At 61.3% G+C, this 26,435-nt stretch carries 27 protein-coding genes; 6 read left to right on the top strand and 21 right to left on the bottom strand.

Annotated elements, in window-relative coordinates; genetic code table 11:
* Position 1: 1 nt before the first annotated feature.
* From AB5Y98_RS16730 to trmJ, 12 genes are all read right to left on the bottom strand, one after another.
* On the bottom strand, positions 2-1,105 hold the full coding sequence (locus tag AB5Y98_RS16730) for a bifunctional tRNA (adenosine(37)-C2)-methyltransferase TrmG/ribosomal RNA large subunit methyltransferase RlmN (protein ID WP_005299790.1): 1,104 nt from the start codon (positions 1,103-1,105) through the stop codon (positions 2-4).
* A 168-nt stretch (positions 1,106-1,273) separates the two neighbouring features.
* Complete coding sequence (gene ndk / locus AB5Y98_RS16725) at positions 1,274-1,702, bottom strand: nucleoside-diphosphate kinase (protein ID WP_005299787.1); 429 nt, start codon at positions 1,700-1,702, stop codon at positions 1,274-1,276.
* A gap of 272 nt (positions 1,703-1,974) precedes the next feature.
* Positions 1,975-3,258, bottom strand: a complete 1,284-nt coding sequence (pepB, locus tag AB5Y98_RS16720; RefSeq protein ID WP_065018563.1) for an aminopeptidase PepB — start codon at positions 3,256-3,258, stop codon at positions 1,975-1,977.
* 103 nt (positions 3,259-3,361) lie between these two features.
* Positions 3,362-4,666 (bottom strand): aminopeptidase PepB, encoded by a 1,305-nt coding sequence (gene pepB / locus AB5Y98_RS16715; protein WP_368232302.1) that lies wholly within the window; start codon positions 4,664-4,666, stop codon positions 3,362-3,364.
* A 157-nt stretch (positions 4,667-4,823) separates the two neighbouring features.
* Complete coding sequence (gene fdx, locus AB5Y98_RS16710; protein WP_005299781.1) at positions 4,824-5,162, bottom strand: ISC system 2Fe-2S type ferredoxin; 339 nt, start codon at positions 5,160-5,162, stop codon at positions 4,824-4,826.
* A gap of 1 nt (position 5,163) precedes the next feature.
* Positions 5,164-7,011: a Fe-S protein assembly chaperone HscA gene (gene hscA, locus AB5Y98_RS16705; RefSeq protein WP_368232301.1), complete on the bottom strand. Its 1,848-nt coding sequence runs from the start codon at positions 7,009-7,011 to the stop codon at positions 5,164-5,166.
* 28 nt (positions 7,012-7,039) lie between these two features.
* Positions 7,040-7,558: a co-chaperone HscB gene (gene hscB / locus AB5Y98_RS16700; RefSeq protein WP_368232300.1), complete on the bottom strand. Its 519-nt coding sequence runs from the start codon at positions 7,556-7,558 to the stop codon at positions 7,040-7,042.
* Positions 7,559-7,679: 121 nt separating this feature from the next.
* Positions 7,680-8,003, bottom strand: a complete 324-nt coding sequence (gene iscA, locus AB5Y98_RS16695) for an iron-sulfur cluster assembly protein IscA (protein ID WP_005299772.1) — start codon at positions 8,001-8,003, stop codon at positions 7,680-7,682.
* Positions 8,004-8,018: 15 nt separating this feature from the next.
* On the bottom strand, positions 8,019-8,402 hold the full coding sequence (gene iscU, locus AB5Y98_RS16690; protein WP_005299770.1) for a Fe-S cluster assembly scaffold IscU: 384 nt from the start codon (positions 8,400-8,402) through the stop codon (positions 8,019-8,021).
* A 54-nt stretch (positions 8,403-8,456) separates the two neighbouring features.
* Positions 8,457-9,671 (bottom strand): IscS subfamily cysteine desulfurase, encoded by a 1,215-nt coding sequence (locus tag AB5Y98_RS16685; protein ID WP_368232299.1) that lies wholly within the window; start codon positions 9,669-9,671, stop codon positions 8,457-8,459.
* 57 nt (positions 9,672-9,728) lie between these two features.
* The gene (gene iscR, locus AB5Y98_RS16680; RefSeq protein ID WP_011705634.1) at positions 9,729-10,232 is read right to left on the bottom strand and encodes a Fe-S cluster assembly transcriptional regulator IscR; all 504 of its coding nucleotides are present in this window, start codon (positions 10,230-10,232) and stop codon (positions 9,729-9,731) included.
* A 93-nt stretch (positions 10,233-10,325) separates the two neighbouring features.
* Positions 10,326-11,054, bottom strand: coding sequence for a tRNA (cytosine(32)/uridine(32)-2'-O)-methyltransferase TrmJ (trmJ, locus tag AB5Y98_RS16675; RefSeq protein ID WP_017765915.1), 729 nt, complete (start codon positions 11,052-11,054; stop codon positions 10,326-10,328).
* A 180-nt stretch (positions 11,055-11,234) separates the two neighbouring features.
* On the opposite strand from trmJ, the gene AB5Y98_RS16670 reads away from it, so the two are divergent.
* Positions 11,235-11,651 (top strand): hypothetical protein, encoded by a 417-nt coding sequence (locus tag AB5Y98_RS16670; protein WP_017787219.1) that lies wholly within the window; start codon positions 11,235-11,237, stop codon positions 11,649-11,651.
* Here the strand turns inward: AB5Y98_RS16670 and AB5Y98_RS16665 are convergent.
* Positions 11,598-12,137: an SCP2 domain-containing protein gene (locus AB5Y98_RS16665; protein ID WP_025201837.1), complete on the bottom strand. Its 540-nt coding sequence runs from the start codon at positions 12,135-12,137 to the stop codon at positions 11,598-11,600. The two genes, AB5Y98_RS16670 and AB5Y98_RS16665, sit on opposite strands and share 54 nt — an antisense overlap.
* Before the next feature lie 190 nt (positions 12,138-12,327).
* Here AB5Y98_RS16665 and AB5Y98_RS16660 point away from each other — a divergent pair, with 190 nt between their 5' ends.
* Positions 12,328-13,323, top strand: coding sequence for a peptidase U32 family protein (locus AB5Y98_RS16660; protein ID WP_368232298.1), 996 nt, complete (start codon positions 12,328-12,330; stop codon positions 13,321-13,323).
* Positions 13,324-13,335: 12 nt separating this feature from the next.
* Positions 13,336-14,208 carry a U32 family peptidase gene (locus tag AB5Y98_RS16655; RefSeq protein ID WP_368232297.1) on the top strand — a complete coding sequence of 291 codons (873 nt, stop codon included), beginning with the start codon at positions 13,336-13,338 and terminating at the stop codon, positions 14,206-14,208.
* Positions 14,209-14,340: 132 nt separating this feature from the next.
* Here the strand turns inward: AB5Y98_RS16655 and nlpI are convergent, their stop codons facing one another.
* The 7 genes from nlpI to queA all read right to left on the bottom strand — a co-directional run bounded on the left by nlpI (position 14,341) and on the right by queA (position 21,387).
* Entirely contained in the window at positions 14,341-15,246 is a 906-nt protein-coding gene (nlpI, locus tag AB5Y98_RS16650) for a lipoprotein NlpI (protein ID WP_017765919.1), read from the bottom strand.
* Positions 15,247-15,378: 132 nt separating this feature from the next.
* Positions 15,379-15,747: a rhodanese-like domain-containing protein gene (locus AB5Y98_RS16645; protein ID WP_017765920.1), complete on the bottom strand. Its 369-nt coding sequence runs from the start codon at positions 15,745-15,747 to the stop codon at positions 15,379-15,381.
* A gap of 99 nt (positions 15,748-15,846) precedes the next feature.
* Positions 15,847-16,794, bottom strand: coding sequence for a protein translocase subunit SecF (gene secF, locus AB5Y98_RS16640; protein ID WP_010634305.1), 948 nt, complete (start codon positions 16,792-16,794; stop codon positions 15,847-15,849).
* A gap of 9 nt (positions 16,795-16,803) precedes the next feature.
* Positions 16,804-18,657 (bottom strand): protein translocase subunit SecD, encoded by a 1,854-nt coding sequence (gene secD / locus AB5Y98_RS16635; RefSeq protein ID WP_005299734.1) that lies wholly within the window; start codon positions 18,655-18,657, stop codon positions 16,804-16,806.
* Positions 18,658-18,675: 18 nt separating this feature from the next.
* Positions 18,676-19,011 (bottom strand): preprotein translocase subunit YajC, encoded by a 336-nt coding sequence (gene yajC, locus AB5Y98_RS16630; protein WP_005299732.1) that lies wholly within the window; start codon positions 19,009-19,011, stop codon positions 18,676-18,678.
* Between the two features lie 50 nt (positions 19,012-19,061).
* The gene (tgt, locus tag AB5Y98_RS16625; RefSeq protein ID WP_010634306.1) at positions 19,062-20,198 is read right to left on the bottom strand and encodes a tRNA guanosine(34) transglycosylase Tgt; all 1,137 of its coding nucleotides are present in this window, start codon (positions 20,196-20,198) and stop codon (positions 19,062-19,064) included.
* A gap of 121 nt (positions 20,199-20,319) precedes the next feature.
* Positions 20,320-21,387 (bottom strand): tRNA preQ1(34) S-adenosylmethionine ribosyltransferase-isomerase QueA, encoded by a 1,068-nt coding sequence (queA, locus tag AB5Y98_RS16620; protein ID WP_368232296.1) that lies wholly within the window; start codon positions 21,385-21,387, stop codon positions 20,320-20,322.
* Positions 21,388-21,598: 211 nt separating this feature from the next.
* Here queA and AB5Y98_RS16615 point away from each other — a divergent pair, with 211 nt between their 5' ends.
* The 3 genes from AB5Y98_RS16615 (at position 21,599) to ahpF (ending at position 24,985) form a co-directional block, all read left to right on the top strand.
* On the top strand, positions 21,599-22,045 hold the full coding sequence (locus AB5Y98_RS16615) for a CBS domain-containing protein (RefSeq protein WP_017765922.1): 447 nt from the start codon (positions 21,599-21,601) through the stop codon (positions 22,043-22,045).
* Positions 22,046-22,706: 661 nt separating this feature from the next.
* Positions 22,707-23,273, top strand: coding sequence for an alkyl hydroperoxide reductase subunit C (gene ahpC, locus AB5Y98_RS16610; RefSeq protein WP_005299724.1), 567 nt, complete (start codon positions 22,707-22,709; stop codon positions 23,271-23,273).
* 125 nt (positions 23,274-23,398) lie between these two features.
* On the top strand, positions 23,399-24,985 hold the full coding sequence (gene ahpF / locus AB5Y98_RS16605) for an alkyl hydroperoxide reductase subunit F (protein ID WP_319909878.1): 1,587 nt from the start codon (positions 23,399-23,401) through the stop codon (positions 24,983-24,985).
* Between the two features lie 62 nt (positions 24,986-25,047).
* On the opposite strand, the gene AB5Y98_RS16600 is transcribed toward ahpF, so the two are convergent.
* Positions 25,048-26,340 carry an MFS transporter gene (locus AB5Y98_RS16600; protein WP_139751911.1) on the bottom strand — a complete coding sequence of 431 codons (1,293 nt, stop codon included), beginning with the start codon at positions 26,338-26,340 and terminating at the stop codon, positions 25,048-25,050.
* Between the last annotated feature and the right edge of the window lie 95 nt (positions 26,341-26,435).

Genomic DNA, 26,435 nt, shown 5'->3' with positions numbered 1-26,435 from the left:
GTTAAACCATTTTGACGGAAATCCCATCCTGTTGCATCCGATTTTTCATGGTGCGCTTGGTGCGATCGATCACCTCCCCCACCAGCTGACCGCAGGCGGCATCGATGTCGTCACCACGGGTCTTGCGGACGATGACGGTGAAGCCGTACTCCATCAGTACCTTGGAGAAACGGTCGATGCGACTGTTGCTCGGCTTGCCGTAAGGGTTGCCCGGGAAGGGGTTGAACGGGATCAGGTTGATCTTGCTCGGGGTGTCCTTGAGCACCTTGGCCAGTTCGTGGGCATGCTGCATGTCGTCATTGATGTGATCGAGCAGCACATACTCCACCGTGACCCGGCCGCCGTTGGCGTTGGACTTGCCGAGGTAGCGACGCACACCGGCCAGGAAGGCTTCGATGTTGTACTTGTCGTTGATCGGCATGATCTCGGAGCGCAGTTTGTCGTTGGGAGCGTGCAGGGAGATGGCCAGCGCCACGTCGATCTGGTCGCCCAGCATGTCCAGTGCTGGCACCACGCCGGAGGTGGAGATGGTGACCCGGCGCTTGGAGATGCCGTAGCCGTAGTCATCCATCATCAGGCGCATGGCCGGCACCACGTTGGCGAGGTTGAGCAGCGGCTCGCCCATGCCCATCATCACCACGTTGGTGATGGGACGCTTGCCGCCGACGATCTTGGCGGCGCGCCACACCTGACCGATGATCTCGGAGACTTTCAGGTTGCGGTTGAAGCCCTGCTGGGCGGTGGAGCAGAACTTGCACTCCAGGGCGCAGCCCACCTGGGAAGAGACACACAGGGTCGCCCGATCGTCCTCGGGGATGTAGACGGTCTCCACCTCCTGGCCGCCAACCTGCAGCGCCCACTTGATGGTACCGTCGGAGGAGCGCTGTTCGCGGCTCACTTCCGGCGCCCGGATCTCGGCGATCTCCTTGAGACGCTCGCGCAGCACCTTGTTGACGTTGTTCATCTGATCGAAATCATCACAACCAAAGTGATAAATCCACTTCATTACCTGATCTGCCCGGAACGGCTTCTCGCCCAGTTCGACGAAGAAGGCACGCATGGCATCCCGATCGAGATCCAGCAGGTTGGTTTTTGTTTCGCTCATCAAGGGCCTCAGCTCACACACTTCATAAATTATCGGCTGACCTACGTCAGGGGGCGGCATTGTACAAATTATGGGTCCGGCTTTCCACCTGGAGAATAAGGGGATATTGACCGAATGACCAAAAAACAAAAGGGAGCCGAGGCTCCCTTGAGATTCTGCTGACGAAAATCAACCGCGCGGGCAGATCTCGGCGTCAGAGAAGAAGTAGGCGATTTCACGAGCGGCAGAGGCCGGCGCATCGGAGCCGTGCACGGCGTTGCGATCGATGCTCTCGGCGTAGCAGGCGCGCAGGGTGCCGGCCAGGGCCTCTTTCGGGTTGGTGGCGCCCATGATTTCACGGTGACGACGGATGGCTTCTTCGCCTTCCAGCACCTGGATCATGACGGGGCCGGAGGTCATGAAGCTGACCAGACCATCATAGAAAGGCTTGCCCTGGTGCTCGGCGTAGAAACCGGCGGCTTGTTCGCTGCTCATGTGCAGCATCTTGGCGGCGATGACTTTCAGGCCAGCGCTCTCGAAACGGTTGTAGATGGCACCGATCAGGTTCTTGCTGACGGCGTCCGGCTTGATGATGGAGAAGGTACGTTCGATGGCCATTGAGATCTTTCCTTAACTACAGAGATTTATTGTTAGAATCCATGTTCGGCGGCGATTATACGTAAACAAAAACCGAAATAACACACAGAAAAGCAACTTTTTATTAAACAATTCCATCCCTAAAACAACATCACCACTCATCTTGGCCCAGGCCGGCAGGAAAAAATGTGCGCTTGCGCACGATCACCATGCTAACCCCCTGAAACATTGGCTATTGCCCATCTTCTGCAATATGGGAAAGGGCACCCGCAGGTGCCCTTGATGTGGTCCTCTCAGCGGGTTTCCGCCAGCAGGGTGTGGGCGATGGTGCGCATTCCCAGGGTATTGGCCCCCGGTGCCCACAGATTGTCGCCGTTGTCGCTGAAGCAGGCAGCGAGATCCACGTGCAACCAGCCTCGCCCTTCGTTGCCCACGAAGCGGGAGAGGAATCCGGCCGCATTGGAGGCGCCGCCCGGGCCACCGCCCGGCACGGGGCGGCTGTTGGCGGTGTCAGCATAGTGGGACGGACACTGCTGGCTGTGCCAGGGCTCCAACGGCAATGGCCAGGCAGGCTCTTGCTCCGCATCCGCATAGGCCATGGCGCGGCTCACCAGCCCCTTGTCGAGGCCAAACAGCGCGTTGTAGCGTCCACCCAGCGCCATCACAGCCGCCCCGGTCAGAGTGGCGGCGTCGATGACCAGCGGCGCGCCGGATTCGCCGGCCAGTTGCAGACCGTCGGCCAGCACCAGGCGCCCCTCGGCGTCGGTGTTGACTATCTCCACCGTGGTGCCGTTTTTGTAGGTGAGGATGTCACCCAGCTTGTAGGCGTGACCCGAGACCAGGTTCTCGGCGCAGCAGAGGATGAGCTTCACCCGCTTGTCGAGGCCGCGCAGGATGGCCAGCGCCAGCGCGCCGGTGACGATGGCGGCGCCGCCCATGTCGTGCTTCATGGTCAGCATGCCCTGGGAGGTCTTCATGGAGTAGCCGCCGGAGTCAAAGGTGATCCCCTTGCCCACCAGGGCCGCGGCCACCGGGGCCTTGGGATCCCGGCCTGGATTGAAGTCCAACTCCAGCAGCACGGGCTCGCGCTCGCTGCCACGACCGACCTGGTAGAGACCGACCCAGCCCGCCTGTTGCAGCGCCTCCCCCTTGAGGATGCGATGGCTGATCTTGTCGGGGGCCAGCTCGGTGAGGAAGGCGGCAGCTTCGACCGCCAGCTCCAGCGGCCCCAGCTGCTCGGGGGTGGCATTGGTCATCTCTCGCACCCAGCGCCCGCACAGCCAGCGCGCCTCCAGCTCCTCCCTGTCCTCCTCGGACGAGGTGGCCCACTGCAGCGCCACTTCCGCCTTGGGTGTCTGCAGCCCCTGGGCAAAGGCCCATTGCTGCTCACGCTCCCAGTGACCGGCCAGCACCACCTGCTGGATCCCCTGGCTGCACAGGCGTCGCGCCGCCTGCTGGATGTCCAGCAAGGGGGTGGCGGTTACCAGATGGATCACCATGCCATCGGCGCGGTGAGAGAGCAGAGCCCCCTCCCCCCACTCGGCCGGTGCAAACTCTCGGCTCAACCAGACGTTCATGCGCCCACCTCCTGCAACCAGCGGGTGACAGATAATACGCAGGCCGTGGCGCTGTTCGCCGATTGTCCAAAGCCTTCACCAAATGCTTGATTCAGCCAGACTCTCATTCACTCACCTCCTGCAACCAGCGAGCGATGGTACGCAGACCGTGGCCCTTGGCACCGGTCGCCCACAGATCGTTGCCCGATTTTTGATAGGAGGCGGCCAAGTCCAGGTGTACCCAGCCCTTGCCTTCGTCACGCACGAAGCGCGACAGGAAGGCGGCTGCCGTGGTGGCACCAGCGGTGCCTTCGGCGGATGCCACGTTGCCCAGCTCGGCAAAGGCAGAGGTGAGCTGGCCCGCGTGCCATGGCTCCAGCGGCAGCGCCCAGGCCTGCTCGTTTTCGGCTTTGGCGGCCGCCAGCGCGCGCGCCTGTTCGGCCTCATCGAGGGCAAACACGGCGTTGTAGTCGCGACCCAGCGCAGTCTTGGCGGCGCCGGTCAGGGTAGCGGCGTCGAGGATGTAGGCTGCCCCGCTTTCGCTGGCGGCCAGCAGGCCATCGGCCAGCACCAGACGGCCTTCCGCGTCGGTGTTCTGGATCTCGACCGAGATGCCGTTGCGATAGGTGAGGATGTCGCCGAGCTTGAAGGCGTGGCCGGAGACCAGGTTCTCGGCGCAGCAGAGGATCAGCTTGACCCGTTTGTCGAGGCCACGGCTGATGGCCAGCGCCAGCGCGCCGGTCACCATGGCGGCGCCACCCATGTCGGATTTCATCGGCAGCATGTTGTCGGAGGACTTCATGGAGTAGCCACCGGAATCGAAGGTGATCCCCTTGCCCACCAGCGCTGCCAGCACGGGAGCGTTGGCATCCCCGGTCGGGTTGTAGTCGAGCTCGAGCAGCACCGGCTCGCGCTCGCTGCCACGGCCCACCGACCAGATCCCGATGTGACCGGCCTCCTGCAGCGCCTCCCCGGCGGTAATGCGGGCAGTCACCTTGTCACCGGCGAGGCTGCGAATGAGCAACAGGGCGGACTCCGCCAGGCTCATGGGATAGATCTCCTGCGGGCAGCCGTTGGTCACCTCGCGCACCCAGCGAGCCGCTTTGAGCAGGGCTTCCAGCTCACGGGCCTCCTGTGCTGACTGCTCACCAAAGTCGAGCTCGCGCACACCCTTGGCGGCATAGAAGCCCTGGGCGAAGGCGTAGCGACGCTCCCGATCCCAGCCCTCACCCACCAGCTTGACGCGCTTGATGCCGCTCGACTCGAGGCGTCTGGCCCCGCGCTGGATGGCGCGCAGCGCCTCCTTCTCCTGGCCGCCGCTGCCCAGATGGAGATGGGCTTCGTCGCCGTTGAAACTGAGCAGGGCACCCTCGCCCCAGTGGGCGGCAGCAACCTGGGAAGACAACCGTACGTTCATCATGTCAGCCATGTTCTCTTGCTTCCTTTTTATTGGCACTTTCATCAACGAATAGGGAGATCGCGGGCACAAAAAAGGCCGCGCCCTCAAGGGTCACGGCCTTCACCATATCATTACTGCACCACGAGATGCTGCACGCGCAATTCACTCATGTGTAATTAAGGGGTCATCAGTGGCGCTCAGACGCCAGATTCAGGGTGTACTTGGGCAGTTCCACCACCAGATCCTCATCCGCCAGTCTGGCCTGGCAGCTGAGACGGGATTCCGGCTCCAGTCCCCACGCCTTGTCCAGCATGTCGTCTTCCAGCTCGTCGCTCGGCTCGAGGGAGTCGAACCCTTCCCGCACCACACAGTGGCAGGTGGTGCAGGCGCAGGACTTCTCGCAGGCGTGCTCGATCTCGATGCCGTTGCGCAGCGCGATGTCCAGAATGGTTTCACCGGTCGCGCCTTCGAGGGCCGCGCCGTCCGGACAGAGCTCGGGATGGGGCAGAATAATCAGTTTTGGCATATTACACCTTGTTGACGTTTTGTCCGGTCAGCACCTTGCGGATGGAGGCATCCATCCGGCGGGCTGCAAATTCACCACTGGCAGCGTCCGCCGCCTCGATGGCCTCTTTGATCTGGTTGGTGGTACCCGTGCTGCGCATGGTCAGCAGATGATTGATCGCAGCATCCAGCTCGGCCCGCTCGGCGGCGCTCAACAGCGCTTCGCCATCGGCGGCCAGCGCGGCGTTGAGGCTCTCGACCACCCGGTCGGCCTCGACCTGCTGCTCCGCCAGCATGCGGGCGTCCATGTCCTGCTGGGCATTGGCGATGGAGGCGCTCAGCATGTTGAGGATGTCGTCTTCCCCCAGCCCGTAGGAGGGCTTGACCTGGATCTCGGCCTGCACGCCGGAGGATTTCTCCATGGCGCTGACCGACAGCAGACCGTCCGCATCCACCTGGAAGGTGACGCGAATGTGGGCCGCCCCCGCCGCCATGGGTGGAATGCCGGTCAGGGTGAAGCGGGCCAAGGATCGGCAATCGGCCACCAGCTCGCGCTCCCCCTGCACCACGTGGATCGCCATCGCAGTCTGGCCGTCCTTGAAGGTGGTGAACTCCTGAGCGCGGGCCACCGGAATGGTGGTGTTGCGCGGGATCACCTTCTCGGCGAGGCCGCCCATGGTCTCAAGGCCCAGAGAGAGCGGAATGACGTCCAGCAGCAGCATCTCGGCATCGGGCTTGTTGCCCACCAGGATGTCGGCCTGGATGGCGGCACCGATGGCCACCACCTTGTCGGGGTCGATACTGGTCAGTGGCGTGCGCTGGAAGAACTCCCCCACCAGCTCGCGCACCAGCGGCACCCGGGTCGAGCCACCGACCATCACCACTTCCAGCACCTCTTCCTGTTCGAGACCCGCATCGCGCAGGGCGCGGCGACAGGCCAGCAGGGTGCGTTTGACCAGTGGCTGGATCAGCTGGTCAAACTGGCTGCGGGTGACAGAGCCCTGCCAACCGGCAAAGGCGCAGGCAACGGTATCGGCATCGGTGAGACCATGCTTGACGGCGGCGGCGGCGTCCAGCAGCTCGCGCTGGGTACGGGCATCGAGCTGACCGGACAACCCAGCTTGCTCTTTCAGCCAGTCCGCCAGCAGGTGATCGAAATCATCGCCACCGAGGGCCGAGTCGCCGCCGGTGGCCATCACCTCAAACACCCCGCGATGCAGACGCAGAATGGAGATGTCGAAGGTACCGCCACCCAGGTCGTAGACGGCGATCACCCCTTCCTGACCGGAGTCGAGGCCATAGGCGATGGCGGCGGCGGTCGGTTCATTGAGCAGGCGCAGCACGTGCAGACCGGCCAGTCTGGCCGCATCCTTGGTGCCCTGGCGCTGGGCGTCGTCGAAATAGGCGGGCACTGTGATCACCACACCGTCGAGATCGCCACCCAGGGCGGCGGCGCCCCGCTCGGCCAGTTTTTTCAGGATCTCAGCCGAGACCTGCACCGGGTTGACCAACCCCTGACGGGTCTGCAGCTGCGGCATGCCGTTGTCGGCCGCCACGAACTCGTAGGGCTGCTGGCGGGTATCGATGTCGGCCAGCGCCTTGCCCATCATCCGCTTGGCCGAGACGATGGTGTTGTGGGGATCGAGGGCGGCCTCGCGCTTGGCATCGAAGCCGACCCGGATGGTGTCGGCCTGGTAATGCACGACGGAGGGCAGTAGATCACGCCCCTGCTCGTCACAGAGGGTGTCGGCCTGACCGCTGCGCACGGCGGCGACCAGCGAGTTGGTGGTGCCAAGGTCGATGCCGACGGCACGCTTGTGCTGATGAGGTGCGGCGCTCTGGCCGGGCTCGGCGATTTGCAGTAATGCCATGGGTAATCAAACTTCCAGCGTTAAAGGATCAAGACTCGAACAGGGAGTCTTCGAATCGTTCCAGCTCCTCGAGGAGCTTGTCGACAAACTTGAGTTTGCGAACACAATCAGCCGCTCGCGGATCCTCGCCTGTGGTGAGGGCCTGGGTCAGCTGCTGCATCAACAACTGGTGATCATGCCTGATCTCCTGGCGAAAATCCTTGATGGTCCGCTCAGGGTCGGCTTCGCCTTTCAGATCGGCCAGCCGCTCGCGCCACTCCAGTTGCTGCATCAGGAAAGCGGGATCTTGCAGCGTCTGTTGCTCGCCGCGGATATCGGTACCACGCAGGGAGAGCAGGTACTCGGCTCGGCGCAGGGGCGCCTTGAGGGTAGTGAAGGCATCGTTGATCTGGGCGGCACGTTGCACCGCGGCCAGCTGTTCCCGCTCGGGAGCCGTGGCAAAACGATCGGGATGGAACTGGGTTTGCAACTGACGGTAGGTATCCGCCAACTGACGGGTATCGAGCTCGAAGCCTTCCACCAGCCCAAACAGCTCGAAATGATTCATGCAGACCTCTTAGACCCTGATGCGACCGCCGTCCTGCTCGCCCTCGGCAAACGGGACGGCGTGGTTGAACTGGCCGTGGCCGGCCGGTTCAACACATGCGCAATCAGGTGTAGCAAACATCTCAGACACTGAAGCTTTCGCCGCAACCACACTCGCCCTTGGCGTTGGGGTTGTTGAACTGGAAGCCCTCGTTGAGGCCCTCCTTGACGAAGTCCAGCTGGGTACCATCCAGGTGTATCAGGCTCTTGGCATCGACGATGATCTTGACGCCGTCCTGCTCGAATACCTGATCTTCATCCGCCAGCTCGTCGACAAATTCGAGCACGTAGGCAAGACCGGAACAGCCGGTGGTCTTGACGCCGAGGCGCAGGCCGATGCCCTTGCCCCGGTTGGCCAGAAAAGAGGAAACCCGTGCCGCTGCGGCATCTGTCATGGTAATGGCCATACTGCGCTCCTGACCTTAGAGACCTTTCTTCTGCTTGTAATCGGCGATGGCGGCCTTGATGGCATCCTCGGCCAGAATGGAGCAGTGGATCTTCACCGGCGGCAGCGCCAGCTCTTCGGCGATGTCGGTGTTCTTGATGCCGGCGGCTTCGTCCAGGGTCTTGCCCTTGACCCACTCGGTCACCAGGGAGCTGGAGGCGATGGCGGAGCCACAACCATAGGTCTTGAACTTGGCATCTTCGATGATACCGTCGTCGCTGATCTTCAGCTGCAGCTTCATCACGTCACCACAGGCCGGTGCACCGACCATGCCGGTAGCGATGCTGGGATCGTTCTTGTCGAAGCCACCTACGTTACGGGGGTTCTCGTAGTGGTCGATTACTTTTTCACTGTAAGCCATATCTAACTCCTGCTAATTCCGTTGTTCACCAAATACTTGCTCTCTTGGCAAGGATCAGTGATGAGCCCATTCGACCGTGTTCAGATCGACGCCGTCCTTGTACATCTCCCACAGGGGAGACATCTCGCGCAGACGACCGATGGAGTCACGGATAAGCTTGATTGCGTAATCAATCTCTTCTTCGGTGGTGAAGCGACCCATGCTGAAACGGATGGAGCTGTGCGCCAGCTCGTCGTTCAGGCCCAGGGCGCGCAGCACGTAGGAAGGCTCCAGGCTGGCCGAGGTACAGGCAGAACCGGAAGAGACCGCCAGATCCTTGAGCGCCATGATCAGGGATTCCCCTTCCACATAGGCGAAGCTGACGTTGAGGTTGCCCGGCACGCGCTGTTCCAGGTCACCGTTGATGTAGACCTCTTCGATATCCTTGATGCCGTCCCACAGACGCTGACGCAGTGCCATGATGCGCTCACCCTCGCTCGCCATCTCTTCCTTGGCAATACGGAAAGCTTCGCCCATGCCGACGATCTGGTGGGTCGGCAGGGTGCCGGAACGCATGCCGCGCTCGTGGCCACCACCGTGCATCTGGGCTTCCAGGCGCACACGGGGCTTGCGGCGCACGTAGAGAGCACCAATGCCTTTCGGGCCATATACCTTGTGGGCGGATATGGAGAGTAGGTCAACCTTGAGCGCTTCCACGTCCACCGGAATTTTACCCACGCTCTGTACTGCATCCACGTGCAGCAGGATCTTGCGGGAGCGACACAGCTCGCCGATGGCGGCGATGTTCTGCACCACGCCGATCTCGTTGTTGACGTGCATGATGCTGACCAGGATGGTGTCATCGCGCAGGGCGCCTTCGATCTGCTCCAGAGTAAACAGGCCGTTGGGCATCGGCTCGAGGTAGGTCACCTCATAGCCTTCGCGCTCCAGCTGGCGGCAGGTATCCAGTACCGCCTTGTGCTCGGTCTTGGAGGTAACGATGTGCTTGCCCTTGCCGGCGTAGAAGTGGGCGACGCCCTTGATGGCCAGGTTGTTGGACTCGGTGGCGCCGGAGGTGAAGACGATCTCGCGCGGGTCGGCACCGATCAGCTCTGCCACTTGATTACGGGCCAGGTCGACCGCCTCTTCGGCTTGCCAGCCGAAACGGTGGGAACGGGAAGCTGGATTGCCGAACAGGCCATCCATGGTGAGACACTGCATCATTTTTTCTGCGACACGCGGGTCCACCGGACAGGTTGCCGAATAATCAAGGTAAATAGGCAGTTTCATGTTTTTCTCCGTTACAGCCTGGGTCATACATCGACCGGCTGTGGAAAGCACGTTTGTTTATAGTTGGACTTTCAAGCTCACATCGCCGCGTTCTGCCCGATCAACCAGGGACAACACGGTTTTCATCTGTTCGTCTTGCTTGCCGGCAATGCGGCGCACATCCGCCTGATCAACCAGCTCGGCCAGGGTGATATCCCCCAGGAAGCTGGAGATCCGCTCGCTCAGGTCACGCCACAAGGAGTGAGTAAGACACTGGGTGCCGCCGTGGCAGCCGCCCTTGCCGAGGCACTTGGTGGCATCCACCGATTCATCCACCGCAGTGATCACCTGACCGACCGAGATGGCATTCGGGGCCAGACCGAGGCGATAGCCGCCACCGGGGCCACGCACGCTGCTTACCAGGCCATGCTTGCGCAGGCGGGCAAACAGTTGCTCCAGATAGGACAAGGAGATGCCCTGGCGCTCTGAAATATCAGCCAGGGGCACGGGCCCCTGCTCTGCATGCAACGCCACGTCGAGCATGGCAGTCACAGCGTAACGTCCTTTTGAGGTCAGTCTCATATGCCTTACCATCTTGCGAACCAATCAATATGGGCATATGGTCACATACCCGACTAAAACAGTCAAGTATATGGTTGAGTAATTCAGTCGGGTTTAATCCTGCGGCCTGGGTTTTTGTACCGAGGTCAGAATGCCGCGCAGAATGTTGAGCTCCACCGCCTCCGGACGCGCCCGGTTGAACAGTCGACGCAACTTGTTCATCACCTGCCCCGGGTGGTCATCGGTGATGAAACCGGTCTTGAGCAGCGTCTGTTCCAGATGCTGATAAAAACCTTCCAGTTGATCGGCACTGGGATACTCCACTGCCATCCCGCTGTCGCCTGCTTGCTCTTGCTGCTGCAGCCAGTGCATGCGCACCTCATAACAGAGGGTCTGCACCGCCATGGCCAGATTGAGGGAGCTGTACTCGGGATTGGCCGGGATGGCCACGTGGTAGTGGCACTTTTGCAGCTCGTCGTTGGTGAGGCCGGTACGTTCACGGCCAAACACCAGCGCCACCGGATGCTGCATACCTTCAGCCACCAACTTCTCGCCCGCTTCGCGGGGATCCAGCATGGGCCAGCTCAGGGTGCGGGAACGGGCACTGGTACCGATCACCAGGCCGCAATCGGCGATGGCTTCATCCAGCGTCGCCACGACACGGGCATTGGCCAGGATGTCGCTGGCACCGGCAGCCAATGCATTGGCATTGCCATCGGGCAGGGCTTGCGGATCAACCAGCACCATCTGACTCAAGCCCATGGTCTTCATGGCGCGTGCCGCAGACCCCATGTTGCCGGTGTGAGAGGTGTTTACCAACACGATACGAATCTGATCCAACATGCCCAGTCAATCTTCAGTCAAAAATGGCGCGCAATTGTAACATAGCCAATCGCTATTTTGGCACCGTAAATGGCGCTCCATTTCACAACTATCGCGCCGGTTTGTAGAACAAAGCGGCATGAGGCGGGCACAAGGGCGGGCTAAACTTGGAGGATGGGAAGGTGAAAGAGGGGAGACCACATGTGCCCGCGCTGGCTTTATGAGAAGCTGCCGGCCTGCTATCTGCTGGCAGCCATCGGCATCATCGCACTCAGCCACTCCCCGCTGCTCTGGCTGGCGGGGGGCCTGCTGTTTGTCGCTGGGGCCGCCAGCTGGATGATGCGCTCCAGCTATCGGCGCACCGATCTGGTCATCTTCCCAAACAAGGTCTGGCTGCAGCCGGAGTGGTTCTACGAGGCCCAACCTTTCCTCTGGCTGGTGCTGGGGCTGCTGCTGTCACGCCAGCAAGGCGCCGGTGCCCTGCTGGCGCTGCTGCCCTGCCTCTGGGCCCTGCGCTGCCTGTGGGCCCGCAACCACTATCGCCATCATGCCGAGGGGCTAGCCTCACAGCTGAGACGCCACCCCACCCGCCGGCGCAGAATGCGCCTCTTGCGCTGAGCTGGCCCTGGCCTGCTCGATAAAGGTGGCGAGATCCATCAGCGGATAGCGCACCAGGCTCGGCAACCCGTCCAGATCCAGGCTGTCCATCAGGTTTTTCACCTCCAGTCCCAGCTCGGTATTGCCTTCAATCTTCAGCTTGCGCTGGAAGAAGAGGGAATCGGGGTCTTCCTTGCGACCGGCGATCAGGATGAGATCGTTGCTGCTGCCGCTAAAGCAGACATCGGCCTGTTCACAGTGACGGGCCACCACCAGCTTGCCCTCCTGTTCACTGATAAACCAGCACAGCTCGAGATCCGATACCTCGACCTTGAGCCACTTGCCGGCCAGAAATGCAAAGTCGCCATCGGCGATGGCCTCCTTGAAGACGCTGGCCAGCAGGCGCTCCATCAGATGCTGTTGCAGGGCAAAGGGCACCAGCTTGAGAGGGTGGCGCAAGAAGCGGGGGGCCTGTTCGACCAGGCGATGCTGCAGTTGTTTGAACACGATGAACTCCCAGTTTTTTACGCATTCAAACACAGGGTCGGCGCCATGATCCTGTTGGAAATCAAACTTGTGCCCACTTACCTCAAGAAGGGTAAAGCCACACAAAGCTGCCTCAGGTCAAAAAGTGGAAGGACGCCGGTGAATACAATCGGGCCACTTTTTTGCATTTTTGCCCTCTCGGAGCGTACCGATGGAATTACTCTGTCCGGCAGGCAGTCTGCCGGCACTGAAAACAGCCGTGGATAACGGGGCCGATGCCGTCTATATCGGCTTCAAGGATGACACCAACGCCCGCCATTTCGCCGGGCTCAACTTCACCGACAGCAAGCTGGAGAAAGCGGTCGACTACGTGCATCAACATGGCCGCAAGCTGCACATAGCCATCAACACCTTCGCCCACCCGGGCTCCGATGCCCGCTGGCAGCAGGCGGTGGACAAGGGCGCCGCACTGGGAGCCGATGCTCTGATCATCGCCGATCTCGCCGTGCTCGATTATGCCAGCCGCCGCTACCCGGATCTGGAGCTGCACCTCTCGGTGCAGGCCAGCGCCACCAATGCCGCCGCCATCTGCTTCTACCAGCAGCATTTCAACGTCGGACGAGTGGTGCTACCGCGCGTGCTCTCCATGCACCAGGTGAAACAGCTGGCCCGCGAGACCGACGTCGGCCTCGAAGTCTTCGCCTTCGGCAGCCTCTGCATCATGGCGGAGGGGCGCTGCTACCTCTCCTCCTACATGACCGGCGAGAGCCCCAACACCGTCGGTGCCTGTTCACCGGCCAAGTTCGTGCGCTGGGAAGAGACCCCAAGCGGCCTCGAGTCTCGCCTCAACGAGGTGCTGATCGACCGTTACGGCCCGGGGGAGAACGCCGGCTACCCGACCCTGTGCAAGGGGCGCTTCGAGGTGGACGGTCAGACCTACCACGCGCTGGAGGAGCCCACCAGCCTCAACACCCTGGGCCTGTTGCCCGAGCTGTTCCAGACCGGCATCCAGTCGGTCAAGATCGAGGGGCGCCAACGCAGCCCCGCCTACGTGGAGCAGGTGACCCGGGTCTGGCGCGCCGCCATCGACGCCTATCAGGCCAACCCAGAGGCCTATCGGGTCAAGGCCGAGTGGGATGCCCAGCTCGCCCGCGTCTCCGAGGGGAGCCAGACCACCCTCGGTGCCTATCATCGCCAGTGGCAATAAGGAGCCCTGTTCATGAAATTCTCTCTCGGCCCCCTGCTCTTCTACTGGCCCAAGGCCGACACCCATGGCTTCTATCAGGCGGCCGCCCAAAGCCAGGCCGACATCGTCTATCTGGGGGAAACCGTCTGCAGCAAGCGCCGCGAACTGAAAGTGGATGACTGGATTGCCCTCGCCCGTCAGGTGGCCGACTCAGGCAAGCAGGCGGTGCTCTCCACCCTGGCGCTCATCTCCGCCCCTTCCGAACTCAAGGAGGTGAAGCGGCTGGTCGACAACGGCGAGCTGATGATCGAGGCCAACGATCTGGGCGCGGTCCAGCTCGCCAGTGAGGCCGGGTTGCCGTTCGTCTGCGGCCCCGCCATCAACGCCTACAACGCCGATGTGCTGCGCATGCTGCTCAAACAGGGGATGCAGCGCTGGGTGATGCCGGTGGAGCTGTCGCGCGACTGGCTGGTGCAGCTCAATCAGGATCTCGGCCGCGTCCGCCAGCAGTTCGAGGTGGAGGTGTTCGCCTACGGCCACCTGCCGCTCGCCTATTCGGCGCGCTGCTTCACCGCCCGCTCCCTCGATCGGCCCAAGGACAACTGTGAACTGGCCTGCATCGACTACCCCACCGGCCGGCTCGCCAGCAGCCGCGAGGGGCAGAAGGTGTTCAACCTCAACGGCATCCAGACCCAGTCCGGTTACTGCTACAACCTGGGCAACGATCTGGCCGGCATGGAGGGGCTGGTGGATGTGGTACGGCTCTCCCCCGAGGGGTTGGATACTCTGACGATGCTGGAGCGCTTCAAGGCCAACGAACGGGGCCTGGCCCCCCTGCCCCTGCAACAAGAGCGGGACTGCAACGGCTACTGGCGCCAGATCCCCGGCATGATGCTGGCGCAGTGATTGCGCCCTTACTGGCGGGCACGGTGGTCACTTGCCGATGCAATGGCACCGTAAAGCCTGACACCCAAACAGCAAAAAGGCCTCGCTATGAGGCCTTTTCCATATCGTTCAAAGCAGCGACAACCAGCAGGATCAGGATGCCTGCTTGCTGCTCTTGCCCTGAGCACTCTGGGCGCCGGGCGGCAGGGGTTTGCGCGCCATCAGCTCCAGCTCGAGCAGGGCATATCTGTGCTCGATGAAGTCATACACGTTGTTGGCCAGCGCCAGCTTGAAGTAGCTGATGGCCTCCTTGCGGTTGCCCCTGGCCAGCTCGAACTTGCCAAGGTAGAAGTAGGTCTCGCACAGGCGCTCGGCGAGCTCCCGGTTGTCCTTCACCCCTTTCACCACATTGCCCATCAACTGGGTAGCGTTGAGCTCGCCGGTATAGAGGCGCACCAGATCCCAGTTCCAGGCGTCGTCGTCATACTTGTTGAGCCGCTCGCGCATCCGGCTCATGGCGGCCGGCGCATTGAGCTTCTGCTCGGCCAGATAGAGCCAGATCACCCGGTAGGGATCTTCCGGCTGCGCCTCGTAGAAGCGCTTCATATCGGCCGCGGCCAGCTCGGGGCGATTGCCGTAATAGAGCGCAATACCACGGTTCAGATAGGCATAGTCATAATCGGGAGCCAGCTCGAGGGCGGAATCAAATGCCTCGTAGGCTTCGTCATAATTCTGCTGTTGCACCAGATAGACGCCGATGAAGTTGTAGGCTTCGGCGAAATCCGGCTTCTCCCGCAGGGCACGGTTGAAATCCAGCCGCGCCAGAGAGCGCAAGCCTACCCGGTCAAACACGACAGCACGCTCATAAAACAGTTCGGCCCGTTGCTCGGTGGTCAATTCCATCTCACTGAGCATCTGCCCGAGTCGCGCCAACGCCAACTCGCTCTGGTAAGAGACCTGCAGGGGGGTCGCCAATACCAGTGAAGCGGGTTGTGGCTTGGGAACTTGAGGCGTTTGAACCTGACTGCTACTGCTGCAACCCCACATGGGGAGCAGCAACAGGATACCAAGGAGGTATCCAATCCCTTTCCTGACGTTCAATGAACACTCCGACGCTTACGCTTGACCCGGCATATGGTAAAGGTCAGCCGACACTTTGTCATGTGGCTGAGCCTCTCTCCCTCAAATAAATCAGGATTCGACAGGGTATCCGGCATCACACCAGCCCCGAAAGCCACCATCCACGCTGACCACCCGGCCGTAGCCCATCTTCTGCAGGTTCTCCGCCACCAGAATGGAGCGAAAACCGCCACCACAATAGAGGTAGAGCTCGGTGTCGGGATCCGGATAACGAGTCTCGATATCCCGCTCGATCACCCCGCGCCCGAGGTAGGTCGCGCCCGGCAGATGGCCCCTGGCCCACTCGCTCTCTTCCCGCACGTCGACCAGGTGAAAGGTACGCCCCTCCTCCTGCCAGCGCTTGATCTGGTGCACGTCGGTTTCCTGCACATGGGGGCGAATGGCCTCTACCAGCGCCAGAAAACGGGGATTGTGTTGCATGGCTTGCTCCTTGCCTCTTGGCCAATGGCCGTGGGTGAAACCGTCATAATGGCTCACCCAGATGATAAGAGAAAGGGCGCCTCGTGGCGCCCTTGTCATTTACGGCAGGATCTCTTGCTGATCCGCCCCCTCTTTTTCCACCTGGGTCGGCAGCATGTGCTCCCGCTTGACCCCGAAGAACATGGCGAACGAGCTCGCCACATAGATGGAGGAGTAGGTACCAAACGCCACACCGATCACCATGGCCACCGAGAAACCGTGGATCAGCGGACCGCCCTTGAGCAGCAGCGCCAGCACCACCACGAAGGTCAGGCCGGAGGTGATGATGGTCCGGCTCAGAGTCTCGGTCATGGAGAGATCCAGGATGTACTCGGTATCCCCCTTGCGCACCTTGCGAAAGTTCTCCCGCAGGCGGTCGAACACCACTATGGTGTCGTTCAGGGAGTAACCCACGAGCGTCATCAAGGCCGCCAGCACGGTCAGGTCGAACTCGTACTGGAAGTAGGCGAAGACGCCCAGGGTGATCACCACGTCGTGCACCAGGGAGAGGATGCCGCCCATGGCCAGACGCCACTCGAAGCGTACCGCCACGTAGATCATGATGCAGATGATGGAGGCCAGCATGGCCAGCGCACCGTCCGTCGCCAGCTCGTCACCCACGGAGGGGCCGACGAACTCCACGCGCTTGAGCACGGCATCTTGGTCGATCACCTTGGCGGCCGCCAGCACCTCGTTGCCCTGCTGCTCCACCTTGACCCCCTCTTTCGGGGTCAGGCGCACCAGCACGTCACGGCTGGAGCCGAAGTGTTGCAGGGTCGCCCCTTCAATCTTCTGCTCGTCCAGCACCTCATGCATCTTCTCCAGGCTCACCGACTGCTGGAAGCCCACCTCGATGGTGGTGCCGCCGGTAAAGTCCAGACCCCAGTTCAGACCCCGATCGAACAGGAAGAACAGGGAGATCACCATCAGCAGGGTAGAGAAGACCACACCCGGCTTGGCAAAGCGCATGAAGGGGATGGGCTTTTCAAAATGTAGAATCTGAAACATGTCTCTTCCTTAGATCGGCAGCTTGTCGAGGCGCCGACCACCCCAGGCCAGGTTGATGATGGCGCGGGATACCGTGATGGCGGTAAACATGGACGCACTCAGACCAATCCCCAGCGTCAGGGCGAAGCCCTTGATGGCGCCGGTACCGATACCGAACAGGATCACACAGGTGATGAGCGAGGTGATGTTGGAGTCGGCGATGGTCGAGAATGCCCGATCAAAGCCCAGGTGGATCGCCTGCTGCACGCCGCGGCCGTTGCGGATCTCTTCACGAATGCGCTCGTAGATCAGCACGTTGGCGTCCACCGCCATGCCCAGCGTCAGCACGATACCGGCGATGCCCGGCAGGGTCATGGTGGCCCCCGGGATCATCGACATGATGCCGACGATCAGCACCAGGTTCATGGAGAGAGCAATGTTGGCCACCCAACCGAAGGCACGGTAGTAGATCCCCATGAACAGCACGATCACCAGCATGGCCCAGCCGATGGCTTCCATACCGCTGTCGATGTTCTGCTGACCCAGGCTCGGGCCAATGGTGCGCTCTTCCACGATCTGGATCGGGGCGATCAGCGCACCGGCACGCAGCAGCAGCGCAAGGTTGTGGGCTTCGTTGGCGTTGTCGATGCCGGTGATGCGGAACTGGCTGCCAAGGCGCGACTGGATGGTGGCGACGTTGATCACCTCCTCCTGCTTGCGGAACTTGCGCTTGCCGTCCGGACCCGGCTGACCGACCGGCTTGTATTCGATGAATACGGTGGCCATGCCCTTACCGACGTTGTCCTTGGTAAAGTTGGCCATCTTGTTGCCACCCTGGCCATCGAGCTTGATGTTGACCTGGGGACGGCTGTATTCGTCGAAACCGGACTGGGCACCCACGATGTGGTCACCGGTCAGGATGATGCGCTTTTGCAGCACCACCGGACGACCGTTGCGATCGTTGTAGACCTTGGAGCTCGGCGGTACGCGACCGTCGGCCGCAGCCTGGATGTCGGCGGTCTCATCGACCATGTGGAATTCCAGGGTCGCGGTCGCGCCCAGGATCTCCTTGGCACGGGCGGTGTCCTGGATACCAGGCAGTTCCACCACGATGCGCTCGGCACCCTGCTGTTGTACCAGCGGCTCGGCGACACCCAGTTCGTTCACCCGGTTGCGGATGATGGTGATGTTCTGCTCGAGGGCGTACTTCTTCACCTCCTTGACCTTGGCTTCACTTAAGGAGGCCAGCAGGACGAACTCGTCCCCCTTCTGCTCGGTGGTAAAGGTGAGATCCGGGTTCTGACGACGCAGGAAGGAGACCGCCTTGCTCTGGTCGGCTTCGTCGCGGAAGACCACCTGTACCTGATCACCGACCCGGCGCACGCCGGAGTAACGGATCTTCTGGGTACGCAGCTCGGAGCGGAAATCCTGCACCATCTGCTCCTGCTGCTTGGCCAGCGCTTCGGCCATGTCCACTTCCATCAGGAAGTGCACGCCGCCACGCAGGTCCAGACCCAGCTTGAGCGGGTTGGCACCAATGGCTTCGAGCCAGGCAGGGGTGGAAGGCGCCAGGTTGAGCGCGGTGATGAAGTTGTCACCCAGCTTGTTGGCGACCAGATCGCGCGCCTTGAGCTGCTCTTCGGTGTTCTTGAAACGAATCAGAATGAAGCCGTGTTCGAACGCCGCATGCTTGACCGGGATCTTCGCCTCGTCGAGGGTCGCTTTCACCAGGTCAAGGGTATCAAGCTTGACTTCGGCACCCCGGCTGGCAGAGATCTGCAAGGCCGGGTCTTCGCCGTAAAGATTGGGGGCTGCATATAGAAAACCGATGGCGATCACCACGATCACCATCAGGTATTTCCACAGCGGATAGCGATTTAACACGCTGTGCTCCTCGGGAGATTAGAGGGACTGGATAGAACCCTTGGGCAGAACGGCAGAGACGAAATCACGCTTGATGGTGACCTGGGTCTGATCGTTCAGGGACAGCACAATGTATTCGCTGTCGGCGGAAACCTTGGCGATCTTGCCGACCAGGCCGCCGGAAGTGAGCACTTCGTCACCCTTGGAGAGGGAACTCATCAGATTGCGGTGATCCTTGGCACGCTTGGCCTGGGGACGATAGATCATGAAGTAGAAGATGAGACCGAACACGGCCAGCATGATGATCATTTCCATGCCACCACCCTGTGCCGCCGGAGCCGCGCCTTCTGCATATGCCTTGGAGATAATGCTCATTTAACAACCTCTTATTGATGTAAATTTGATAACTAGCTTATAAATCGTTGTTATTTCACGTCATTTTCAGCTAACGGAGGCACGGGCTTCCCTTGCCGACGGTAAAACTCAGTTACAAAGTCGTCTAATTTACCCTGCTCGATCGCGTCCCGCAAACCCTGCATCACACGCTGGTAATAACGCAGGTTGTGAATGGTGTTCAGACGGGCACCGAGGATCTCGTTGCACTTGTCCAGATGGTACAGATAACTGCGGGTGTAGTTCTTGCAGGTGTAGCAGTCGCAGTCCGCATCCAGGGTGCTGGTGTCCTCGCGATACTTGGCGTTGCGGATCTTGACCACCCCGTCGGTGGTGAACAGGTGACCGTTGCGGGCGTTGCGGGTCGGCATCACGCAGTCGAACATGTCGATGCCGCGGCGCACCCCTTCCACCAGATCTTCCGGCTTGCCCACCCCCATCAGGTAGCGTGGCTTGTCGGCCGGAATTTTTGGGCAGACGTGCTCGAGGATGCGATGCATGTCCTCTTTGGGCTCACCCACCGCCAGACCGCCGACCGCGTAGCCGTCGAAACCGATCTCCAAGAGACCGTCCAGCGACACATCCCGCAGATCTTCGTACACGGAGCCCTGGATGATGCCGAACAGGGCGTTCTTGTTGCCCAGCGCATCGAACTTGTCGCGGGAGCGCTTGCCCCAGCGCAGGGACATCTCCATCGACTTGCGCGCCTCTTCGTAAGTGGCCGGGTACGGCGTGCACTCGTCGAAGATCATCACGATGTCGGAGCCCAGATCGTACTGGATCTCCATGGACTTCTCGGGGTCGAGGAAGATCTTCTCGCCGTTGATGGGGTGACGGAAGTGCACCCCCGCCTCGGTGATCTTGCGGATGTGCCCCAGGCTGAACACCTGGAAACCGCCGGAGTCGGTCAGGATCGGGCCCTGCCAGTTCATGAAGTCATGCAGATCGCCGTGGGCGCGCATCACTTCCTGCCCCGGGCGCAGCCAGAGGTGGAAGGTGTTGCCAAGCAGGATCTGGGCGCCAGTTTCACGTACCTCTTCCGGGGTCATCCCCTTGACGGTGCCGTAGGTGCCAACCGGCATGAAGGCCGGGGTCTGCACGGTGCCGCGCTCGAATACCAGCTGACCGCGACGGGCACGGCCGTCGGTGGTTTTCAGTTCAAATTTCATTGCTACCTCGGTTTCAGTCAGAGAAACAGTCTGACAAATAGTAGGGCCGCACCGGCCCGGTACAAGAAGCCGGCCGGGATCCTGACGATCAGGTCCTGAACGGCTTCTGAAGGGCAGCCGCTTACGCCGCTGCCCGGCGACGGGTGACAAACATGGCGTCCCCGTAGCTGAAGAAACGATACTGCTCGGCCACGGCGGCCTGGTAGGCGGCCATCACGTTGTCATAGCCGGCAAAGGCGCTGACCAGCATGATCAGGGTCGACTCGGGCAGATGGAAGTTGGTGACCATGGCATCGACCACCTGGAACTGGTAACCCGGGAAGATGAAGATGTCGGTGTCGCTGAAAAACGGCGCCAGCGGCTTGCCCTGGGCCAGGGTCACCTTGGCCGCGCTCTCGAGCGAACGTACCGAGGTGGTCCCCACCGCAATCACCCGGCCGCCGCGGGCACGGGTCGCCGCGATGGCGTCCACCACCTCCTGCGGCACTTCGGCGTATTCCGAGTGCATGTGGTGATCTTCAATCTTGTCCACCCGTACCGGCTGGAAGGTGCCCGCCCCCACGTGCAGGGTGACGAAGGCCGTTTCCACGCCCTTGGCACGAATTTTCTCCAGCAGCGGCTCGTCGAAGTGCAGGCCGGCGGTCGGCGCCGCCACGGCGCCCGGCTTCTGGTTGTAGACGGTCTGGTAGCGCTCCTTGTCGGCATCCTCGTCGGGACGATCGATATAGGGGGGCAGCGGCATGTGGCCGATGGCTTCCAGGATCTCCAGCACCGGGCGCGGATCGAGGAAGTGGATCTCGAACAGGGCGTCGTGACGGGCGCGCATCTCGGCCTCGACGGGCACGCCGTCGGCACCGGCATCCAGGATCAGGCGGGTGCCTGGCTTGGGCGACTTGGATGAGCGCACGTGCGCCAGCACGCTGTGCTCGTCCAGCATCCGCTCCACCAGCACCTCCAGCTTGCCGCCGCTGGCTTTCTGGCCAAACATACGTGCGGGGATGACCCGGGTATTGTTGAACACCAGCAGATCGCCGGGGTTGAGCTGGTCCAGCACATCGACAAATTGACCGTGGCGCAGGGCGCCGGTTTGACCGTCGAGCTGCAGCAGACGACTGGCGGTACGCTCCGCCATCGGATAGCGGGCAATCAGCTCGTCTGGCAGATCAAAATGAAAATCGGATACTTGCATCTTTCACCTCGGGGGAATCGGCGGCTAGTCTAGTTATCCCCCTCTTGCAAGGCAACCCAAAAGACCAAAAACCCAAGAGAGACAAGGGATAGCGAGCAATTATGTGAAGCAGGGCCAGTTAAGAAACCTTTAAGGTTTTGTATTGACCCTGATCATGTTTTGCCGAAGGGGGCTGGGCTAGGGTGAAAGCAGATACACAAGGAGGCCCACCATGATGACCCTATCCGAGATCATGACTGAACACCCCTTCACCCTGGGTCCGGAAAACAGCGTCAAACAGGCGATGGACCTGATGCAGCAGGAGCGGATCCGCCATATTCCCATCGTTGACGACCACCATCATCTGCTGGGCTTGGTCACCCTCTCCGATATCCTGGCCACCCGCGAATCCAAGCTGCTGCTGATCAATCCGGAGCGGGAGGCGGAGTTCACCGACAGTGTGCAGCTCGACGAGATCATGACCCGCCAGGTGGCGAGCGTGGATCCCCATGCCGGCATCAAGGAGGCGGCCCTCTATCTGCAGCGCCACAAATATGGCTGCCTGCCGGTACTCAAAGGGCACAAGCTGGTAGGCATAGTCACAGAGTCGGACTTCATTGCCGTGGCCATCAATCTGCTGGAGCTGATGGAAGAGCAGGAGCCATCTGATGACTTTTGATCTGCGTATAATGTAATTAAATTACAATAAAAGCGTTTTCAGCCTGAATTATCGGCATAAATGGTGAAACACTTTCATTTTGACTGAAAAATTACACCAATATCTTGCTTTGTGATCTGCATCACACTATCATAACCCCCATGCAATAGTTGCCGAGGGGGAGACGAGGGATTGTGCACCCATCCTCTTCCTCTCATTTGTCTGCAAGTTTGCACACCCCGTAGTTAGTCTTTGCTGTAAAGCTTTTGTTTATATAGCCATTCCTTGTTTGATGACCCGGCCTTGTCCTTGCGACGACGCCGGGATTTTTTTATCCGCGTTTTACCCCTCCCCTTCACCTGGCACGCTCGCGCCGCCCGTTCGCTCACCCCCGACGCCCCTCTGCGCCACGACTTGACGGCCCTCTCCCCTCTCCCCTTGAAAAGCCGAGGTCGCGCACAGATGTTGAATCTCGACAATGAGTTATCTCTGCATGCTGGCGATATTCATGTTAGGTACAGCAGAGGTGTTTTATCTAATAAGTCGATTTAAGTGATTCAAAATTGCGGCTTTGACCGATTAGGAAAAGCCCCTATGATGAACCCATCGAAAGTTAAACGCCTCGTCTGGCACGACTCTTCACTACCGGACGGGCACATGTACATCACCAAGGAGCAAATACATGTCTACCTACATCAACACTGAAATCAAGCCGTTCAACGCCACCGCCTACCACAATGGCAAATTCGTTCAGGTGTCTGACGCTGACCTGAAAGGCAAGTGGTCCGTGGTGTTCTTCTACCCGGCTGATTTCACCTTCGTCTGCCCGACCGAGCTGGGCGACCTGGCTGACAACTACGCCGAATTCCAGAAGCTGGGCGTCGAGATCTACGCCGTCTCCACCGACACCCACTTCACCCACAAGGCCTGGCACGACACTTCTGACACCATCCAGAAGATCCAGTACCCGATGATCGGCGACCCCACCGGCACCATCACCCGCAACTTCGGCGTGATGATCGAAGAAGCTGGTCTGGCTGACCGCGGTACCTTCGTCATCGACCCGCAGGGCATCATCCAGATCGTTGAAATCAACGCTGGCGGCATCGGCCGTGACGCCCTGGAGCTGCTGCGCAAGGTCAAGGCTGCCCAGTACGTTGCCGCTCACCCGGGTGAAGTGTGCCCGGCCAAGTGGAAAGAAGGCGACGCCACCCTGGCCCCGTCCCTGGATCTGGTAGGCAAAATCTAAGCCTCCCCGCTCTGAAGACCGGCCCGTTCAAGGGCCGGTTTTGTTTACGGACCTCAGAAAAGGCGCCGGTCTGCTTTCTGGCCTGACAAAACGCCGACCCGCATTCAACAAGAAGGAATTCGACCATGTTAGATACCAACCTCAAACAACAACTCAACGGTTACTTGCAGTACATCGTCAATCCCATCGAGATCAGCGTGTCCGGCAACGACAGCGACAAATCCGCCGAACTGCTGGCATTGGCCAGCGAGATCGCCGAGATGTCCCCCAAGATTACCCAGACCTCTGGCACCAATGCCCGCAAGCCTTCCATGAGCGTCACGCCGAAGGGCCAGGCCCCGCGCGTTCATTTTGCCGGCATCCCCATGGGTCATGAATTTACCTCCCTGGTGCTTGCCCTGCTGCAAAGCGGCGGTCACCCCTCCAAGGCCGATGCGGCCGTGCAGGAGCAGATCAAGAATCTGAAGGGCGAGTTCCACTTCGAGACTTATATTTCGCTCTCCTGCCACAACTGCCCGGACGTGGTGCAGGCCCTCAACCTGATGGCGACCCTGAACCCCGGCATCACTCACACCATGATCGACGGCGCCCTGTTCCAGGACGAGGTCAACGAGCGTCAGATCATGGCGGTACCGAACGTCTACCTGAATGGCCAGCCGTTCAGCCAGGGCCGTATCTCGCTCGAAGAGATCGTCGCCAAGCTCGACACCGGCGCAGCCGAACGCAAGGCGCAAGAGCTGAGCGAAAAGGCCCCCTACGACGTGCTGGTCGTGGGTGGTGGCCCGGCCGGCGCCGCAGCGGCCATCTATGCCGCTCGCAAAGGCATTCGCACCGCCATCGTCGCCGAGCGTTTCGGTGGCCAGGTGATGGACACCGTCGGCATCGAGAACTTCATCTCCGTGCCCTACACCGAAGGCCCCAAGCTGGCCGCCAGCCTGGAGCAGCACGTCAAGCAGTACGGCGTGGAAGTGATCACCGAGCAGCGCGCCGCCGCCATCAGCAAGGATGGCTACGTCAACGTGGATCTCGCCTCTGGCGCCACCTTGAAGAGCCGCGCCGTGATCCTGGCGACCGGTGCCCGCTGGCGCGATCTGAACGTGCCGGGCGAGCTCGAGTACCGCACCAAGGGCGTGGCTTACTGCCCGCACTGTGACGGCCCCTTCTTCAAGGGCAAGCGAGTGGCGGTGATCGGTGGCGGCAACTCCGGCATCGAGGCGGCCATCGACTTGGCCGGCATCGTCGAGCACGTCACCGTGGTGGAGTTTGCCGACACCCTGCGTGCCGACGAGGTGCTGCAGAAGAAGGCCCGCTCCATGGGCAACATCGACATCATCATGAGCGCCCGCACCACCGAAGTGATCGGTGACGGCAGCAAGGTGGTGGGCATGGATTACGAAGATCGCACCACAGGCGAGATCAAGCACCTGGCGGTGGCGGGTATCTTCGTCCAGATAGGCCTGGTGCCGAACACCGAGTTCCTGAAAGGGAGCGAAGTGGCCCTGACCCGCTTTGGCGAAATAGAGATCGACACCAAGGGCGCCACCTCCCTGCCCGGCGTCTACGCCGCAGGGGATGCCACCACAGTGCCGTTCAAGCAGATCATCATCTCCATGGGCGCCGGGGCGACCGCCGCGCTGGGGGCGTTTGATTACCTCATTCGCAACCCGGCGCCAGAAGCAGCTGCGACCAAGGCCGACGCCGTGACCGCCTGATAGCGACCAGATGGACAAAAAGCCGACTCACAGAGTCGGCTTTTTTATTGGTGCGAAAAGGCTCAGCCGGCTTTCGACGGTTGGACCTCATCCGGCTCGGGCGTGGCATAGCTGGCGGGCACCGCCTCCCCGTCCAGATCCGTTCTCGGCTCCAGCTCAGCCGTCATGGGGGTATTGGGCGGCACCGGGATGAAGACCTGGTGCTCGGCCAAGGGGATGGGTGCCCGCTGCCGCCTGCGCCAGCCGAGATAACCTGCCAGCAGCAGACCGCAGAGGGCAAAGTAGACGAACAGCCCCTCTGGCCCGAACTGCGTCATGACAAACGGCGCCAGCAGCGGCCCGGTCATGGCCCCCAGACTGTAGGCGAGCAGCAACCCCTGATTGGCCCCCAGCACCTGATCCGGGCGCAGCTCGTCGCAGGCGTGGCTGAGGCTCAGGGGATAGATGGAGAACGCCATCCCTCCCAGCAGGAACACCAGCCCCCCCTCGGCGGGGCCGCGCCAGGCATCCGGCAGCAGCACCATCAACAGGGCCAGCAGCGCCAAGACGGCGCCGAGCAGCAGGATAACCCCTCGCCTGTCGTAGCGATCGGAGAGGCGACCGATGGGGTACTGCAGGCACATGCCCCCCAGGATCACCAGCGCCATCATCTCCGCCACCTGGGAGAGGGACGAGCCGCTGTCGGTGAAATAGAGCGGCAACAGGCCATAGATGGCCCCCAGCACCAGACCGGAGGTAAAGCTGCTGCCCATCCCCGCCGGAGTGAGCCGCACCAGCTCCAAGACGCCGACCGGCTGGGGCGCCACCATGGCCGGGGTTGCCACCCGGGAAACCGCCAGCGGGATCACCGACAGGGTCGCCGCCATGGCGCACAGGGCGAACGGGGTCAGCACCATGGGATCCACCCACTTGAGCAGCAGCTGTCCCAGCGCCAGGGAGCCGTAGAGCAGGATCATGTAGAGGGACATCAGCCGGCCCCGGTTGGCCGGGGTGCTGGAGACCAGCATCCAGGACTCCAGCACCACGAACAGGCCGCCGGTGGCAAAGCCCCCCACCAGCCGCAGCGCCGCCCAGCTGAGCGGCTCCACAACCATGCCGTGCAGCAGAAACAGAAAGCAGAGCAGGGAGGCATAGGCCGCATAGGCCCGGATGTGGCCCACCCGGATGATGAGGTGGGCGTTGACGAAGGCCCCCAGCACCAGACCGCCGAAATAGGCGGCCGAGACCAGGCCGATGGCCTGGGCCGATACCTGCTCGGCAGAGAGGCGCACCGTCAGCAGGGTGTTGAACATGCCGTGACCCAGAATGAAGATCACCAGGCTGGTCAGGGGTGAGAGGAACCTTGCGAGTGTCATGGGGTCTCCCTGGTTGGCGCAATTGTGAGCAAAACAGTCATGGTACCGTTTGCTTCCCGCTCGCTTCAACCCCGCGGGATCAGTCAACTCATGAC

Origin of the sequence: Aeromonas sp. s3, from assembly GCF_040907805.1 — a bacterium.
Taxonomy (GTDB): Bacteria; Pseudomonadota; Gammaproteobacteria; order Enterobacterales; family Aeromonadaceae; genus Aeromonas; species Aeromonas dhakensis.
The sequence above is the reverse complement of the archived record's forward strand: the minus strand, read 5'-3'. Positions and strand labels throughout refer to the sequence as shown.

What these genes read in the sequence shown, in the direction of transcription:
- tgt (WP_010634306.1), bottom strand. Translation starts at nt 20,198, where the DNA reads ATGAAATTTGAACTGAAAACCACCGACGGCCGTGCCCGTCGCGGTCAG.
- AB5Y98_RS16645 (WP_017765920.1), bottom strand. Translation starts at nt 15,747, where the DNA reads ATGCAACACAATCCCCGTTTTCTGGCGCTGGTAGAGGCCATTCGCCCC.
- ahpF (WP_319909878.1), top strand. Translation starts at nt 23,399, where the DNA reads ATGTTAGATACCAACCTCAAACAACAACTCAACGGTTACTTGCAGTAC.
- iscR (WP_011705634.1), bottom strand. Translation starts at nt 10,232, where the DNA reads ATGAGACTGACCTCAAAAGGACGTTACGCTGTGACTGCCATGCTCGAC.
- fdx (WP_005299781.1), bottom strand. Translation starts at nt 5,162, where the DNA reads ATGCCAAAACTGATTATTCTGCCCCATCCCGAGCTCTGTCCGGACGGC.
- AB5Y98_RS16730 (WP_005299790.1), bottom strand. Translation starts at nt 1,105, where the DNA reads ATGAGCGAAACAAAAACCAACCTGCTGGATCTCGATCGGGATGCCATG.
- iscA (WP_005299772.1), bottom strand. Translation starts at nt 8,003, where the DNA reads ATGGCCATTACCATGACAGATGCCGCAGCGGCACGGGTTTCCTCTTTT.
- AB5Y98_RS16670 (WP_017787219.1), top strand. Translation starts at nt 11,235, where the DNA reads ATGTGCCCGCGCTGGCTTTATGAGAAGCTGCCGGCCTGCTATCTGCTG.
- AB5Y98_RS16615 (WP_017765922.1), top strand. Translation starts at nt 21,599, where the DNA reads ATGATGACCCTATCCGAGATCATGACTGAACACCCCTTCACCCTGGGT.
- ndk (WP_005299787.1), bottom strand. Translation starts at nt 1,702, where the DNA reads ATGGCCATCGAACGTACCTTCTCCATCATCAAGCCGGACGCCGTCAGC.
- hscB (WP_368232300.1), bottom strand. Translation starts at nt 7,558, where the DNA reads ATGAATCATTTCGAGCTGTTTGGGCTGGTGGAAGGCTTCGAGCTCGAT.
- pepB (WP_065018563.1), bottom strand. Translation starts at nt 3,258, where the DNA reads ATGAACGTCTGGTTGAGCCGAGAGTTTGCACCGGCCGAGTGGGGGGAG.
- AB5Y98_RS16685 (WP_368232299.1), bottom strand. Translation starts at nt 9,671, where the DNA reads ATGAAACTGCCTATTTACCTTGATTATTCGGCAACCTGTCCGGTGGAC.
- hscA (WP_368232301.1), bottom strand. Translation starts at nt 7,011, where the DNA reads ATGGCATTACTGCAAATCGCCGAGCCCGGCCAGAGCGCCGCACCTCAT.
- queA (WP_368232296.1), bottom strand. Translation starts at nt 21,387, where the DNA reads ATGCAAGTATCCGATTTTCATTTTGATCTGCCAGACGAGCTGATTGCC.
- pepB (WP_368232302.1), bottom strand. Translation starts at nt 4,666, where the DNA reads ATGGCTGACATGATGAACGTACGGTTGTCTTCCCAGGTTGCTGCCGCC.
- secF (WP_010634305.1), bottom strand. Translation starts at nt 16,794, where the DNA reads ATGTTTCAGATTCTACATTTTGAAAAGCCCATCCCCTTCATGCGCTTT.
- AB5Y98_RS16600 (WP_139751911.1), bottom strand. Translation starts at nt 26,340, where the DNA reads ATGACACTCGCAAGGTTCCTCTCACCCCTGACCAGCCTGGTGATCTTC.
- AB5Y98_RS16655 (WP_368232297.1), top strand. Translation starts at nt 13,336, where the DNA reads ATGAAATTCTCTCTCGGCCCCCTGCTCTTCTACTGGCCCAAGGCCGAC.
- iscU (WP_005299770.1), bottom strand. Translation starts at nt 8,402, where the DNA reads ATGGCTTACAGTGAAAAAGTAATCGACCACTACGAGAACCCCCGTAAC.
- ahpC (WP_005299724.1), top strand. Translation starts at nt 22,707, where the DNA reads ATGTCTACCTACATCAACACTGAAATCAAGCCGTTCAACGCCACCGCC.
- yajC (WP_005299732.1), bottom strand. Translation starts at nt 19,011, where the DNA reads ATGAGCATTATCTCCAAGGCATATGCAGAAGGCGCGGCTCCGGCGGCA.
- AB5Y98_RS16660 (WP_368232298.1), top strand. Translation starts at nt 12,328, where the DNA reads ATGGAATTACTCTGTCCGGCAGGCAGTCTGCCGGCACTGAAAACAGCC.
- trmJ (WP_017765915.1), bottom strand. Translation starts at nt 11,054, where the DNA reads ATGTTGGATCAGATTCGTATCGTGTTGGTAAACACCTCTCACACCGGC.